This window comes from Iodobacter violaceini (assembly GCF_011601265.1).
Lineage (GTDB): Bacteria > Pseudomonadota > Gammaproteobacteria > Burkholderiales > Chitinibacteraceae > Iodobacter > Iodobacter violaceini.
Map to the genome: position 1 here is coordinate 45,819 of NZ_JAAOLX010000009.1, position 15,068 is coordinate 60,886.

Here is a 15,068-nt window from a genome sequence, read left to right on the forward strand (position 1 = left end):
GCTTAGCACCCTGTTTTATTTACTGCATTTCAGTCAACATTAAGCAGCTAATTCTTCTGCCGTGAACAAGCGTGAAATCAGCGCTTTTTCAAAACCGGCTTCCATAGGAATCGAGATTTTTACACCATTGCCTGCAGCAATTTCGCAAGGATTGCCGCTCTTATCGCGCATTTCGGCCAGCGTGATAATGCGGTTGCCACTTGGGTGAATAATTTCGAGCTGATCGCCCACGGCAAAGCGGTTTTTCACCTCAATCCTGGCCCAGCCATCCTGCACACTCAGCACCTCGCCCACAAACTGGCTTTGCTTGGATTTGGAATGACCATCCAGGTAATTCTGCGCTTCATGGGTGTAATGGCGCTGATAAAAGCCATCGGTGTAACCACGGTTGGCCAGGCCATCCAGATCAGCCAAGAGTGCCGGATTAAACGGCCGCCCCGCCACCGCATCATCAATCGCCTGGCGGTAAACCTGAGCGGTACGCGCCACGTAGTAAAGCGATTTAGTCCGGCCTTCGATTTTGAGCGAATCAACACCGATCTTGGTCAGACGCTCAATATGCTGCACCGCACGCAGATCTTTGGAATTCATAATATAAGTGCCGTGCTCGTCTTCCATAATCGGCATCAGCTCATCCGGGCGGCTTTGTTCTGCGATCAGATAGGTTTTATCCGCAGAAGGATGGCGCTCAGCACCACCACAGGCGGCAAAACTCTGATTAGCGTCTTCCATGGCTTTATTAAAATCAAACTGAATCACCTGCGGTTTCACGTCCCCCGCATCGTCCTCCACCGTGTCATTCATTTTGTAATCCCAGCGACAGGCATTGGTGCAAGTGCCTTGATTAGGATCGCGGTGGTTAAAGTAACCCGATAAGAGACAGCGGCCAGAATAAGCAATACACAGCGCGCCATGGACAAACACTTCGAGTTCCATATCCGGGCACAGCTGACGGATTTCTTCCACTTCATCAAGGCTCAGCTCGCGGGATAAAATCACCCTCTCCAGCCCCAGTGACTTCCAGAATTTCACCCCGGCGTAATTCACGGTATTGGCCTGCACGGACAGGTGAATCACCTGCTCGGGCCATTTTTCCCGCACCATCATAATCAGACCAGGGTCGGCCATAATCAGCGCGTCCGGCTTCATGGCGATCACTGGCTCCATATCGGCGAGGTAAGTTTTAACCTTGGCGTTATGCGGCAAAATATTGCTGGCTACAAAGAACTTCTTGCCACGCTGATGCGCCTCGATAATCCCCTGGCCAATTTGTTCGAGCTTAAATTCATTATTACGGGCACGCAGTGAATAGCGTGGCTGGCCGGCATAGACCGCGTCTGCACCGAAATCATAAGCGGCGCGCATTTTGTCCAAAGTGCCAGCGGGAAGAAGAAGTTCTGGGGCTTTCATGATGATCCGATCTTATAAGCGCCTGCAGTAAACCAAGCAAATGGCTGCCATGCAGATTGTAAAAAACGCGATTATAGCACGGACTTTTTGCCTATTTTTTAATCAGACATAAAAAACACACTGAAAACAGCAGCTTAATTGGCTTATCCACAAGCCATCCACGGACTTGCTGGATCAATTCTTGGATAAACGGCAAATACTGCTTAAAAAATATGCAGTACAAAAAAAACCTGCCGGAGCAATGACTTGCCTGACTTGTCCACAGGGCGTGCACAGGCTTGTTCGCGCATGACGGGGATAAGCTGAAACTTTATGACACAGGCCCCGGCTGTGCAAAAACGGGGCCTGTGTGCACATCAAAATAAACGGATTAAATGGTTGTAACTCAAAGCCACATGGCCAGGCTTAGCCCTGATCAATCAGCAAAGCGGTCAACTTTTTTACTAAGGGCAAAACCAAGAGCAGGGTAGGAAAAGCCACCAGCCAGGATAAGCCCCAAGCGCTTGGCCAAAGATCAAACAGCCTGGAGGTAAAACCCACACCACGCAAAGTGCTGATCAATGAAACAACGCAAGTCATTAATACAGAGAGTAAAAAAGGCATGACCAAATTGGCGTGCCTGGCGGGAATAAAGCCTGACCGGCGACGAGCGGAAGGATTTGATGATTTCATAGTAACTCCATAAGCCGGACAAACAAGCGCCTTTTTGCAGCAATGCGTCTTAAGCCCTTACCCAAGGGAAAAACGCTCATAAGAAGAAAAATTCTTATGGTCAGCAGCAAAAAACAAGCACCGGAAATATCCGGCGGCTTTAGCGCGTTGATTGACGTAAACGCTTACGGTAAATCAAGAGATGACTTACGCAACCATCATATATAAAGCAGCAAGCAAGTTCAAGCTTAAAATCCAGCCAGTAATCCCTGGATTTTCCAAGCCCAGCGGCGCACAGGCGATGTATCAATGAGGTGTATTTCTGCCCCATCGCCTGCCAGGCTCACCCAGCCTGCTTCATCAATTAATTCAAATTCGCCTTCAAGCAATACCCGGGTCTGGGTCAGTAAACACTCCCCCATATAATGCGGCGAATATTGAAGATGCAGCTTGCCCTGCAGCACCATAATCTGCGTGCCTGCCCTTAAATAGCCACGCAACACCTGCCCTTTTCGTAATACTTGCCGCTTTTCCATCACTTTGCTCCACCGCTTTTTGATGCAAACCATCTTAATGAGCAGCAAGGTGTAAAAACAGCGACAAGAAACGGTCATCTGCTACGCAGCAGAGGTGTTTTTTTTAATCTGTTATGGTGTGGTTTATTGCGATCTATATCTATGTAAAAGCACGCTGTTACCGCATGATTCCCCCACAACAGGCGGAGCCGTTTATGGATTACCTTTATCAGCGCTGGGCAGCGCATTATCTCAGTGCCATTGTCTCTGGCACGCTAAAAGCAGGCGAGCGCATGCCTTCATTGCGGGAGCTCATGCGCCTGCATGGCATCAGCCTTTCTACCGCCTTGCAATTGTGCCGCCAGCTGGAAACCGATGGCTATCTGGAGGCAAAGCCCCGCTCTGGCTATTTTGTCCGCCAGAGAATGCGTATCACGCCAGTGACTGAGCCAAGGCTGGAGATCGATCAGGCTCAATATGTAGGGATTCATGCCCGTGTTTCTGATTTTATCGCCCGTGGCAGGCAGCAGGCGATACAGCATAATTTCTCTGTAGCCCGCTGCTCGCCTGACCTTTACCCCGGCGAAGCACTTAAAAATGCAGCGATTCGGGCCATTAAGCAAAATCCTGGTTTATTTGTCAGCGCCGTCCCAAATAAAGGCCATCCGGCATTTCGGGCTGTGCTGGCAAAGCGCGCAATGCGGATGGGTGTGCTGATGTCACCCGATGATGTATTGATTACCCACGGCTGTATCGAGGCGCTGAATCTGGCGCTGCGGGCCGTTACTCAGCCAGGCGACACCATTGCGGTTGAATCGCCGACCTTTTACGGCCTGCTGCAAATTTTAGAAAGCCTGGGCCTGCGTGCAATTGAAATCCCCACCAGCCCGCAAACGGGTATATCCATTGAGGCACTGGAGCTGGCCTGCCAAACTTACAACAATATCAAAGCCGTGGTGGTGGTGCCGCATTTACAAAACCCGCTGGGCAGCATCATGCCCGAGGCACATAAAGACCGGCTGGTGGCGCTCTGCGAAGCGCAGGCGATTCCATTAATCGAAGACGATACTTATAGCGAGCTGATCAACGAAGATATTCCGCTGCGCGCCTTAAAAGCGCGGGATCAAACCGGCAACATTATTTATTGCGCATCGCTGCATAAGATTTTAGCGCCAGGCATGCGCTTGGGCTGGATGAGCGGCGGGCGCTGGCAGGCGCGGATTGAAATGCTGAAGTACGCACAAACGCGCGATAACGAGGCATGGTCGCAAATCGCTGCAGCCGAATTTATGGGCTCCAGCGCGTACGAGCGGCATTTGCGCAAGCTGCGCAGCACGCTTAAAACCCAGCGCGAACGCACTGCTGAAGCCATTGCCCGCTATTTTCCTGCCGGCACGCGGCTGAATGTGCCCCATGGCGGACTGGCTTTATGGGTAGAATTACCCGATCAGCTGTCATCAAAACACGTTTTTGATGCGGCTCTTAAGAAAGGCATTTTAATTGCGCCCGGGCTGATGTTTTCTAATTCAAATCGCTTTGAGCACTTTATTCGCATCAACTGCGGCTGGCCGTTCAGCCCGGACATTGATCGTGCTTTACAAAGCTTAGGCAACCTCATTCATGAAATGAGCCGCCTGAACACCCCTTATCCTGCTTAAATTTCCCGCAAATGAAAGACCAAGTCCTTTAATGCTTCTTGCGATATGCCATCCAGAGCGGGTGAACGGCGCTCTATTTCATTGGCAAGATCAAAGAGCATCCATTCCATTTCACTCAGCATGGCTTGTAATTCAGCCAGCATCTCCGGGTCTTCCAGCCCATAGGCCTGCACCGCCTGTACATCGTCTGGATTTAAGCCCGCCTGAACAATCAGCGCACGAATACTCTCCATTCGCTCAAATAAAAAACCAAGCGGTGAATCGTGGCTTGCCCCTTCATTGATTTGGCCTTCCAGCGTGGCATGTAATGCCAGCCATGATTGAAGAAAATCCGCAATATGCGCTAATTGCACAGAGGTATCCCTGACCACCACAGCCTGATGCTCTTCACTGCTCATCGAGCCTAATAAGTCTCTTAAGGCCTTTACCGCAGGAGGGTCAAAACGGGAACGCAGCAAGGTAAACAGAGCATCCAGTCTTTTTAAATCAAAACGGTGCAATACCGCATCGCTTACATCAGCAATAGCAATAATCTGCGCTAAACGGCTGATCGCCTCCTTACGCAAACCATAGGGATAGCCACTGCCATCCAGCCGCTCATGATGCTGCAAAATGGCATGGCAGGCAGCAGTAGAAAACGCTGGAAAAGAGTGCACTACCATATAGCTGGTAATCGGATGCACATGAATATAACGGCGCTCTTGTGGCGTAATAACATGCCCGGAGGTCAGCAGCTCCGGGTCAGTATGCATCTCACCCAAATCATGGCATAAAGCGGCCAGCGTTAATGCCGTTTTATCGGAGTCTGATAATTTAAGCTGCTGAGCCAGCGAGTATGAAACGATGCAATTCCTAAGTGCATGTGCAAACAAACTGGGGCGCTGATCATGCATCACGGTCAGCCGAAATCGAATCGGCAGAGGTAAAACAAGCAGAGCAAGCTGATGCTTAATCGCCAGCACATCACCCGATCTGCTCACTATTTTTGCAATCAGCGCATCTTTTTCGATGATTTTCCCCGCTTCAAAAGCCAGCTGCTGGCCATCAACCGGCTTGTCGGTTGCCAGCGCCTGATCAAGCGGAGTAGATAATTTATGCCTGGTCAGCAAATCAAACTGATGGCTGCTGATCTTCGCCCCCTTTGCCAGCAACTTCATGCCGTTTTCCGCAAAGATATCCTGATCGGCGATCACCTCACGCTTATCGCCCATTTTGGTTGCTGCGCGAATATAGTGAGGGTTTTCTTCGGGAAGCTCAGAGATTTGAGCAAGCGGATCAGGCAACATCATTGCGCCTTAAAGCCGGAAAGCTTAAGAAAATAAATATAACCATATTCATCAGGCCTTAATAAATATAATTAAATAAGAAAAAACTATCAGTACTTATAAATAAAATAGCATTAGGGAGCGCGTATTTCACGCAATTGCTGCACTAATTCTTCAAACATATTGGGCGGTATGCCATCAGATAATGGCGAGCGCCGCTCTATTTCATTGGCCATCTCGTTCAGTATCCATTCCATTTCATTGAGCATCGTTTGCAACTGCTGCTGTAAATTAGGGTCCTCTTGCGCCACTGTTTGCATGCCATGAATATCGTCCGGGTTAAACCCCATTTGCAAGACCAGAGAATGCACCCCATCCATGCGCTCAAATAAAAACCCGATGGGGGAGTTTTGAGCCGCGCCTGCTTTCATTTGCACACACAACATTGCGTGCAATGCCAGCCACCCTTCTAATAAATCGGCAATATGATGCAGTTGCAGGCTGGCTTCACCACTCTTACAGGCCAGTTGCGAATCAAAAGGCAGATCGTGCACCAATTCTCTGAGCGCTTTAATCAGCCGGGCATCAAAACGTGATTTATTCAGCGCAAATGAGATTTGTAAACGCAGCAAATCAAAGCGCCGCAAAATGGCGTCCGCCGTATCTGCCACGGCGATATATTGTGAAAGCGGGTGGATTCTTTCTTTTTGCAAACCATAGGGATAACCACTGCCATCCAGCCTTTCATGGTGATGCAAAATGGCCTGTGCGGCCATTCCGGAAAAATCATCGACTTTAGACACCACCAGATAGCTGGTAATGGGATGCACATGCAAATAACAGCGCTCAATCAGGGTGACGCTATGGCCCGAAGTGAGCAGCTCCGGATCAGTATGCATCTCGCCCATATCATGGCAAATGGCAGCAAGCAGTAATTGATCACGGTAAATCTCAGGCAATTTAGTTTGCTGAGCCAGAGCATGACACCAAATACTCACACGTATCACATGCTCAAACAGATTAGGCCGCTGCTCTTTCATGACCGTCAGCCTGAATTGAACCGGTGAAGGTAAAGCCAGCTGCGCTAATGCCTGCCTGACCATCAATACGCCACCAGCTCTGGCCACCATTCGGGCCAAAAAGATATCTTCTGCCAGAATTTTTGCCGCATCCGCAGACAGCTGATCCGCATTCACAGCATTCTGGACCAACAGGCTCTGATCAATAGAAATAGATAATTTATGCCGGGAAAGCAGATCAAACTGATCGCTGTTAATCCGAGAACCTTTGGCCAGCAAAGGAATGCCTGCCAAGGTCAAGATATCCTGATTGGCAATCACTTCTCTGGAATCGCCCATCTGAGTCACGGCACGTAAATAGTGAGGTGTTTCTTCTGGCAGCTCTGACACATGAGCTAAAGAATTTTGCATTGTTTTCAGAATTCGCTAATGAGACCTTATTAGCTTAGGATATTTAAATCATAAATTAAGCAACGCCAGCCAGTAAAACAACAATTTCAGCATTTATTGCAAAAATCATCCGGCATATCAGTAAAAAATATATCTGAAAACAAGAATCAATTTGCAGCTAAGCTTGCATCACTGATATTGACCGCCAATAAAAAAACGAGGCATCGCCTCGTTTTTTTATTTCAGTGCAGCCGCTTAAAGCGTCCAGCGCTGCCGGATACCCGCCTCAATACCTGCCGCATCCAGCCCGCATTCTGCCAGCTGCACATTCTGATCAGCATGCTCGATATAGCGATCAGGAAAGCCCAGCTGCAAGACAGGCTTGCACAGCTCCTGAGCCATCAGACTTTCAATCACGGCAGAGCCTGCTCCGCCCATAATGGCGCCTTCTTCAACCGTCACCAGATAATCATGGCTGGCAGCTAATTCAGCAATCAGGCTGATATCAAGCGGCTTAACAAAGCGCATATTGACTACAGTTGCATTTAAAGCTTCGCCCGCCTCTAAAGCAGCGGCCAGCACCGGGCCAAATGCCAGGATGGCGATCTTGCTGCCCCGGCGGCGCACTTCTGCACAGCCCACAGGGATGGCGGTCATCTCGCTTTGCACCTCAACACCAGGCCCCGTTCCGCGGGGGTAGCGCACTGCGCTTGGGCCATCGTGCAGAAAAGCGGTGTAGAGCATCTGACGACATTCGTTTTCGTCCGATGGCGTCAGCACCACCATATTGGGAATACAGCGCAGATAGGACAAATCAAATGATCCGGCATGGGTCGGGCCATCTGCCCCGACCTGGCCTGCACGATCAATCGCAAACACAACAGGTAAGTTTTGCAGGGCAACATCATGAATCAGCTGATCATAAGCGCGTTGCAAAAAGGTGGAATAAATCGCGACCACAGGTTTTAAACCTTCACAGGCAAGGCCACCCGCAAAGGTCACCGCATGCTGTTCGGCAATGCCCACATCAAAATATCGATCCGGATTTTCCTGTTCAAAACGCACCAGCCCGGAGCCTTCACGCATGGCAGGGGTAATGCCTAATAAGCGTTTATCTTTTTTGGCCATATCACACAACCAGTCACCAAACACCTTGGTGTAGCTGACTTTGGCTGCCTTCGCGCCTTGCATGCCATCTTCTTTTTCAAACGGCGTCACCGCATGGTATTTCACCGGATCAGCAACGGCTTTTTTATAACCTTCGCCTTTACGCGTCACCACATGCAAAAACTGCGGACCTTTAAGCTGCCTGATATTAGCCAGCGTGGTGACCAGGGTATCCAAATCATGGCCATCAATCGGGCCGATATAATTAAAGCCGAACTGCTCAAACATGGTGCCGGGCGTCAGCATACTTTTTACATGCTCTTCGCCTTTTTTTGCCAGCTCTTTCAGTGGCGGCACGGCTTCCAGCACCCGGGCAGATTTGCTGCGGATGCCGTTATAAAACTTACTTGATAATAATTTAGACAGATAATTGGTCAGTGCGCCCACATTGGGTGAAATCGACATTTCATTGTCGTTCAGCACAACCAGTAAATTCACATCACGGTGGCCCGCATTGTTCAGTGCTTCAAAAGCCTGGCCAGCCGTCATTGCGCCATCGCCAATCACAGCAATGGCGTGGCGGTCTTCGCCCTTGAGCTTAGCGGCTTCGGCAAACCCCAGTGCCGCGCCAATCGACGTACTGGAATGCCCCACGCCAAAAGTGTCGTACTCGCTTTCTTCACGCTTTGGAAAACCCGCAAGGCCATGCTGTTTGCGCATGGTATGCATTTGCGCGCGGCGGCCCGTTAAGATTTTATGCGGGTAGCTTTGATGGCCCACATCCCAAACCAGGCGATCGTGTGGGGTATCAAATACATAGTGCAGCGCGACGGTCAGCTCCAGCGCGCCCAAATTAGAAGCAAAGTGCCCACCGGTCTGGCTGACAGAATCAAGCAGGTAGTTGCGCAACTCATTGGCAAGCTGAGGCAAATCGGCTTTGGCCAATTTTTTAAGCTCCAGCGGGCAAGACACTTTATCAAGCAGGGGATAACTCATATCGAGTTTCTTCATTAGTTAACGCGTTCCACAATAAAATCGGCCAAGAACACCAAACCACGGGCTTTTTCACCAAAGGGCTCAATCGCCGCCAGCGCCTGGGATTTAAGCTCCGCCGCCTTTTGCTTAGCCGCCGCTAAGCCAAGCAGGGAAACGTAGGTGGGTTTATTATTGGCCGCATCTTTTCCTGCTGTTTTGCCAAGAGTGGCCGAATCAGCCTCTTCATCCAGCACATCATCAACCACTTGAAATGCAAGACCAATACATTGTGCGTAATCATCCAGACGGGCACGCTCTTCATCGCTGATAGCGGTACCGCAATAGGAGCCCAGCAAGACCGCGGCGCGAATCAAAGCACCCGTTTTTAAACCGTGCATTTGTTCCAGCTCGGGAAGGCTTAAGGCCTGGCCTACACTGTACAGATCAATCCCCTGGCCACCGCACATCCCCATGCTGCCTGACGCACGAGCCAGAATGCTGATCATTTTAAGCTGATCAGCCGGCGCATCGGCCAGCGTATATGAGCTGAGGACATCAAATGCGGCCGTTTGCAGCGCATCGCCCACCAGTAAGGCAGAAGCTTCGCCAAATGCGATATGACAGGTCGGCTTGCCACGGCGCAGCACATCGTTATCCATAGCCGGCATATCATCATGCACAAGAGAATAAGCATGAATTAACTCAACGGCAGCGCCCGCATATTGCAAGCGCTCAGGAGATGCATCCACTACGGCACCTGCGGCAAAAGCCAGCAGAGGGCGCACACGTTTGCCACCATCCAGTACGGAATAGCGCATGGCAGTATGTAACTGAGGAGGAATATGATCCTGAAGAGGCAAAACAGCCGCGAGCGTCTGCTCCATACGGGACTGGACGTCTTGCATCCAGCTTTTAAAATCTGATGTCATTTATTCTTTATCCGCAGAGAAAGGCTTGAGCTCCGCACCTTCAAGCACACGAATCCGTTGCTCTGCATCGGCTAAGCGGTTTTCGCAAAATTGCAACAGTTCGGTGCCACGTTTATAAGTAGTGAGGGCTGTTTCCAGCGGTAAATTACCCGCTTCCATTTCAGCAATCAGGCCTTCTAACTCCTGAAGTCCTGCCTCAAAGCTAACGGGGCTTTTAGTTGCTTTCGGCATGCGCTAAATATCCCGAATAAAACCGCAAACTTTAGCCCTCTGAGGCTATGCAGTCAATATTGATCAGAGATTTACCCAGGCAATAGCAGGGGGTTCTGCACGATTTCACCCGTATTAATAACAGAGGTTTAATTACCTGGCTCTGCATGCTGTCTTTAATTTAATTTTTCTGTGCTTAATTATCCCCGGATCCCTCTGCCAGCCCGCAAAAAAACCAACAGGCCGGATGTGCCGTAAGGCTTGTGCTGCGCCACTCACAGCACTTCAGGACATTCAGAGTATTACGCCCGAATATTAGCCTTTGTGCATAAGATCGTTTATTTAAAAATGATTCAGGTTAAAATTAAAACTATTTATAAAATGGAAATCCGAATGCGTATTGGCTATTTAATCCTGAGCCACGCTCATCCCGCTCAATTGGGCCGGCTTTGTCAGCAGCTTTTTGCTGAAAATACCCGGCTTTATATTCATGTTGATGCCAATACCGCAGCCAGTGATTTTTCCGCTATGCAAGCCGCAGCCCCTGAAGAGGCACAATTTATCGCAAGGCAGGCTTGCCGCTGGGGAGGTTTTTCACTGGTAGCAGCAACGCTTGCGCTGATTGAGGCCGCCATCAAAGATGATTGTGACTATATGGTTTTGTTATCTGCCCAGGATTACCCGCTTAAACCGCATGCTGAGATCGTCCGCCAGCTGAAAAACCACACCGGGTTTATTGAATTTCGCCGCCAGCCAGACCCTGACTTTGATATCCGCTACCGCTACCAGAGCTATCACCCTGAATCACTGAAAGGCAGCCTCGCTGGCAAGTTATTGCAAAAAATACAACGCCCGCTCCTGCGATTCGGACTGCTTCAGCGCAAGCTGCCCGCTTCACTACATACGGTTTATTCCGGATCTCAATGGTGGTGCCTGTCCAGACGGGCCTGCCTCGCCCTGATCAAATTTTGCCAGGATCATCCGGATGTAATCGCCTATTTTCGCCAAACGCTGGTGCCGGACGAAATGTTTGTGCAAACCATTCTGATGCATACGCCTGTGGCAGCAGAGCTTATCAATGATTCACAACACGATCTGGAATGGGAAAGTGGCGCATGGTCGCCCCGCACATTTACCCCGGACGATCTGCCCCGCCTGCTGGCCAGCAGCTCATTATTTGCCAGAAAATTTGCTGCGGACGGAGAAGTCAGCGGGCTGCTTAAGCCCTATTTATGCCCAAATCAATAAAAGCACGGCTGCCTGCTCAATTGCTTAAGTAAAAAAAATTTTATATCAGATAATTAAAAGGAGAAACACAATACCGGAGCAAGAAAATGGGCGCTTTGCTTGGAATGATTTCGCAAGAGAATGTACTGCAAAATATCAGCCAGCAGCTTCACCCTCTGATTGAACAAGGGCATTGCAGCGCAACATTAATCAGCGATCAGGCATCAGCACAAATTTTATCCTGCCCAACCCTTACCTTACACCTGCATCTGCACGGACAAAGTGCTCATCGTGTACTGATCCGCTTCGATTGGGATCAACCCCATCACTGCAGCATTGCCAGCAGCCGTGACTCAATTACCGTGTGTTGCCGTGGTCTCATTGAAAACAGTGAAGCCTTGCAGGATAAATTATCCATTCTGGGTTATATCAGTGAGCCAGCCAATACAGCACAGCTGGCGGCTGACTTAATTCACTGGCATTACCGCAGCCAGCACGATTTATTAAAAGCCGTCCATTTAGCGGCCAGTGAAATCATTGGCGTTTACGCCATCAGCGTGATGTCTGCAGAACATACTGGCGAGATCATCTGCACCTCGCGCCACATTCCCCTTTTTATTGCCAAAGGGGTGCGCTGCATTGCTTTTTCAGACCAGCCTCAGGCTTTACAAGGCATTGCGCCAGAAATGATCCGGCTGGGGCCAGGGGACACCGCCAAATTAAGCAGTAATGAATTTACCCTCCTCAACCCGCTGGGGGAGCCTTGCATCAGAGCCACCGAAAACTTTCAGCAGACCCAAATCAAGCTGCATGGTTTTCATCACTATATGCAAAAAGAAATCAGCGAACAGGCAGGCATTTTTGCTGACATTCTGGATGACACCGGTTGCGACGCAAACTTAGCCCAATTACTCGATAACGATGCCGCGCGTATTTTGTGCGATATCGAAGGGATTACGCTGCTGGCCAGCGGCAGCAGCTACCACGCAGCTTTAACAGCCCGTTATTGGTTTGAATCGCTGGCCGGATTACCCTGCACAGTAGAATTAGCCAGCGAATACCGCTACCGGGATGCAGTGCAACACCACAACACGCTAATCATTGCTGTTTCTCAATCCGGCGAGACCGCCGATACCATTGCTGCGCTGAAATATGCACAAAGCCTGGCGCATGAGCACACCCTCGCCATATCAAATGCATCCCCCAGCAGCCTGATGCAATTGGCCCGGTTTCAGCTGTTTTTAGCGGCAGGGCCAGAAATCGGGATCACCTCAACCAAAACATTCAGTACCCAACTGCTTACTCTGTACCGGCTGGCGCTCTGCTTTGCCAAATTACGCGATCATCTTTCTGCCGCTGCAGAAGCGGCCGCCATTGATGATTTACGCCGCCTGCCACGAGCCGCTACCGAGCTTTCAGCAATTACCGGGCAATTACAAGAATGGGCGCAGAAAATCTTTAGCAGTAAACAACTCTTTTTTGTTGGCCGCCATCTTTATTACCCTCTGGCCCAGGAAGCCGCCTTAAAAATGCAGGAAGTGGCCTATATCCACGCCTTTGGATTTCCTGCGGGTGAGTTAGTCCACGGGCCACTGACTTTAGTAAACAAAGACTTGCCCGTTATTGCATGCCTGCCATGGAATCGCTTAACCGAAAAACTACTCGCTAACTTGCAAGAAATCAGGGCCAGAGATGGGGAGTTATTTATTTTGTCTGATGCCGGGCTGTCGTCTGCCGAGCACTATCATGTGATTTGCATGACCAATAATTTGCATGATCTGAACCCCATTTTGTATGGCATAGCCTTACAAACACTTGCATATAATACGGCCATCCTGCAAAAAAATGATGTAGATACACCAAGATTTCTAAGTAAGTCCGTAACTAAAACATAAGCATTAATGCGCGCTAAAAAATACTAACGACAGGCTGTAGAAAGCGAGCAACAATCAATTAGACCAGCAGTTTAAAACTCTCGTTTTTTGTCATGCAAATGCAACACAATAGTCATAGTCTTCGCCGGTTTCTTCCATATTGAGTTAATGAAATCCGATGAAAATGGCCACGCAATTAAAATGGGTGAGTGGATTTACCGTAGCCGCCCTCGTTTCCCTCGCAAGCTGGATGACATGGGAAAGCAATGCACTGACGCGTGATTTTCAATTTCATCACCATAGCCAGACGGCCGTCGCCGCCTTAAATCATACCCGCAGCACCATGCTGTTGATTTCCAGACTGGATCCTCTGGCTGAAAATGCCAAACAGCAACTTGAGGCGGCCGGGCAGACGGTACAAAGCGCGGTTCCCATCATCAAACCTCATCTGGCAAATACAGAGCAGCAACAGCTGGAAGCCGCGCTCAGCGGGCACTGGAAAAACTATCTGACCCAATTTCAGAGTGCCATCACCATCGCCAGTGACAGCCCTCAGGATGCACTCAGCATTCCAGAGCAAATCTATAAGAATGATTTAGAGCCCACACTCAGCGTTCTGAACCAGCTTGAAAAAGGCTTACAGGCCCAGTCTCAGCTCGCCAATAAAGCAATTAATTTGCGTATCGATCAGCTTCTGCTGACCGTGCTTTTACCACTGTTGCTCAGTGCATTATTAATTGTGCTCAGCCAGCTGCATTTTGCGCGCAAGCTCAAAAGCCGCTTGCACGATATGGCGGCTGAAACGGCGAAACTTGAGGCGGGAGATTTAACTTCGCGTATTGCAGAAACGCCGGACGAATTAGGTGAATTAGGCCGTGGTATGAATCGCTTTATCAGCCAGCTGGAAAACACGCTCCAGCAGGCCAGACAAGCCTCACAGCTATCACGTGAAGAAGCAACACATGTCACCCATCTTGCTAAGGCTAACCATGACGGTGCGACTTTACAAAGTCATCATTTGTTAGAAATCGGCTCCAGCAGTGTGCAATTGCAAAACTCGATCAGCCATATCAGCGAGCAAGCCGTCCGCACCGCCAGCATCAGCCAGCAATCACTGAGTAATGTGCAGGCGGCCCATTCAGCAGGACAGGGTTCAAAACTCAGGCTGGTAGCCCTCTCGGGCGATTTTAATCAGATAGAAACCACGATGCAGGCGCTGACTAATGCCATCCAGCAAATCGTGAATGTAGCCAGCATGATTGAAGATATTGCCGGACAAACCAATCTGCTGGCGCTGAATGCCGCCATCGAGGCAGCGCGCGCCGGTGAGCATGGCCGGGGCTTTGCTGTGGTTGCTGATGAAGTACGTAAACTATCGCAACTTACGGCCGAATCCACTAAGGATATCCGCCGGATACTGAATGACACGCAAACGTGTACGCAAGAAACACTGGAGGCGATGCAATCGGCGGCCAGCCGTGTAGGTGAATGCCAGCAGGACAGCCATACCATCAGCCAGGTATTGGAAGAATTAAACCAGGCCGCCAGCACCGTGAATAAGATGATGATGACGATTACGGCCTCTGTTGAAGCGCAAAGCGCTTCCAGTGAAGCGATCAATGAAAGATTGCATGATATTGGCGGCAATGCCCAAGCCAGCAGCCAGCGCAGTGAACAAATGCTTAGTGAAATGAATGAGCTCACGCTTGCGGCAAACCATTTGGACAGCCAGCTGGCCTTCTTTAAATTTCACCGCCTGATCGCTGCAGCTTAAACCCAGCTTGTGAATTGCATTTTGCCTTAAAAAAAGCCGGATCATCGTCCGGCTTTTTGCTTTC

The 15,068-nt window shown here is 49.8% G+C and carries 12 protein-coding genes; 4 read left to right on the forward strand and 8 right to left on the reverse strand.

Features of this window, described 5'->3' with window-relative positions:
• Positions 1-39: 39 nt before the first annotated feature.
• From trhP to HA050_RS16795, 3 genes are all read right to left on the reverse strand, one after another.
• Entirely contained in the window at positions 40-1,410 is a 1,371-nt protein-coding gene (gene trhP / locus HA050_RS16785; protein ID WP_166828675.1) for a prephenate-dependent tRNA uridine(34) hydroxylase TrhP, read from the reverse strand.
• Between the two features lie 405 nt (positions 1,411-1,815).
• Positions 1,816-2,082, reverse strand: coding sequence for a DUF2798 domain-containing protein (locus HA050_RS16790; protein WP_166828678.1), 267 nt, complete (start codon positions 2,080-2,082; stop codon positions 1,816-1,818).
• A gap of 227 nt (positions 2,083-2,309) precedes the next feature.
• Complete coding sequence (locus tag HA050_RS16795; protein WP_166828680.1) at positions 2,310-2,597, reverse strand: hypothetical protein; 288 nt, start codon at positions 2,595-2,597, stop codon at positions 2,310-2,312.
• Between the two features lie 194 nt (positions 2,598-2,791).
• On the opposite strand from HA050_RS16795, the gene HA050_RS16800 reads away from it, so the two are divergent.
• Positions 2,792-4,234, forward strand: a complete 1,443-nt coding sequence (locus HA050_RS16800) for an aminotransferase-like domain-containing protein (protein ID WP_166828683.1) — start codon at positions 2,792-2,794, stop codon at positions 4,232-4,234.
• On the opposite strand, the gene HA050_RS16805 is transcribed toward HA050_RS16800, so the two are convergent.
• The 5 genes from HA050_RS16805 to HA050_RS16825 form a co-directional block, all read right to left on the reverse strand.
• The gene (locus HA050_RS16805) at positions 4,231-5,520 is read right to left on the reverse strand and encodes an HD-GYP domain-containing protein (RefSeq protein ID WP_166828686.1); all 1,290 of its coding nucleotides are present in this window, start codon (positions 5,518-5,520) and stop codon (positions 4,231-4,233) included. The two genes, HA050_RS16800 and HA050_RS16805, sit on opposite strands and share 4 nt — an antisense overlap.
• A 113-nt stretch (positions 5,521-5,633) precedes the next feature.
• Positions 5,634-6,929: an HD-GYP domain-containing protein gene (locus HA050_RS16810; RefSeq protein ID WP_166828689.1), complete on the reverse strand. Its 1,296-nt coding sequence runs from the start codon at positions 6,927-6,929 to the stop codon at positions 5,634-5,636.
• A 234-nt stretch (positions 6,930-7,163) separates the two neighbouring features.
• On the reverse strand, positions 7,164-9,026 hold the full coding sequence (gene dxs, locus HA050_RS16815) for a 1-deoxy-D-xylulose-5-phosphate synthase (RefSeq protein ID WP_240929121.1): 1,863 nt from the start codon (positions 9,024-9,026) through the stop codon (positions 7,164-7,166).
• Complete coding sequence (locus tag HA050_RS16820; RefSeq protein ID WP_166828692.1) at positions 9,026-9,919, reverse strand: polyprenyl synthetase family protein; 894 nt, start codon at positions 9,917-9,919, stop codon at positions 9,026-9,028. Before HA050_RS16820 ends, dxs begins: the two co-directional genes overlap by 1 nt.
• Positions 9,920-10,150, reverse strand: coding sequence for an exodeoxyribonuclease VII small subunit (locus tag HA050_RS16825; RefSeq protein WP_166828695.1), 231 nt, complete (start codon positions 10,148-10,150; stop codon positions 9,920-9,922).
• Between the two features lie 372 nt (positions 10,151-10,522).
• Here HA050_RS16825 and HA050_RS16830 point away from each other — a divergent pair, with 372 nt between their 5' ends.
• From HA050_RS16830 to HA050_RS16840, 3 genes are all read left to right on the forward strand, one after another.
• Positions 10,523-11,377, forward strand: coding sequence for a beta-1,6-N-acetylglucosaminyltransferase (locus tag HA050_RS16830; protein ID WP_166828698.1), 855 nt, complete (start codon positions 10,523-10,525; stop codon positions 11,375-11,377).
• 86 nt (positions 11,378-11,463) lie between these two features.
• Positions 11,464-13,251: a glutamine--fructose-6-phosphate transaminase (isomerizing) gene (gene glmS / locus HA050_RS16835; RefSeq protein ID WP_166828701.1), complete on the forward strand. Its 1,788-nt coding sequence runs from the start codon at positions 11,464-11,466 to the stop codon at positions 13,249-13,251.
• 163 nt (positions 13,252-13,414) lie between these two features.
• The gene (locus HA050_RS16840) at positions 13,415-15,004 is read left to right on the forward strand and encodes a methyl-accepting chemotaxis protein (RefSeq protein WP_166828704.1); all 1,590 of its coding nucleotides are present in this window, start codon (positions 13,415-13,417) and stop codon (positions 15,002-15,004) included.
• The last annotated feature ends 64 nt before the right edge of the window (positions 15,005-15,068 follow it).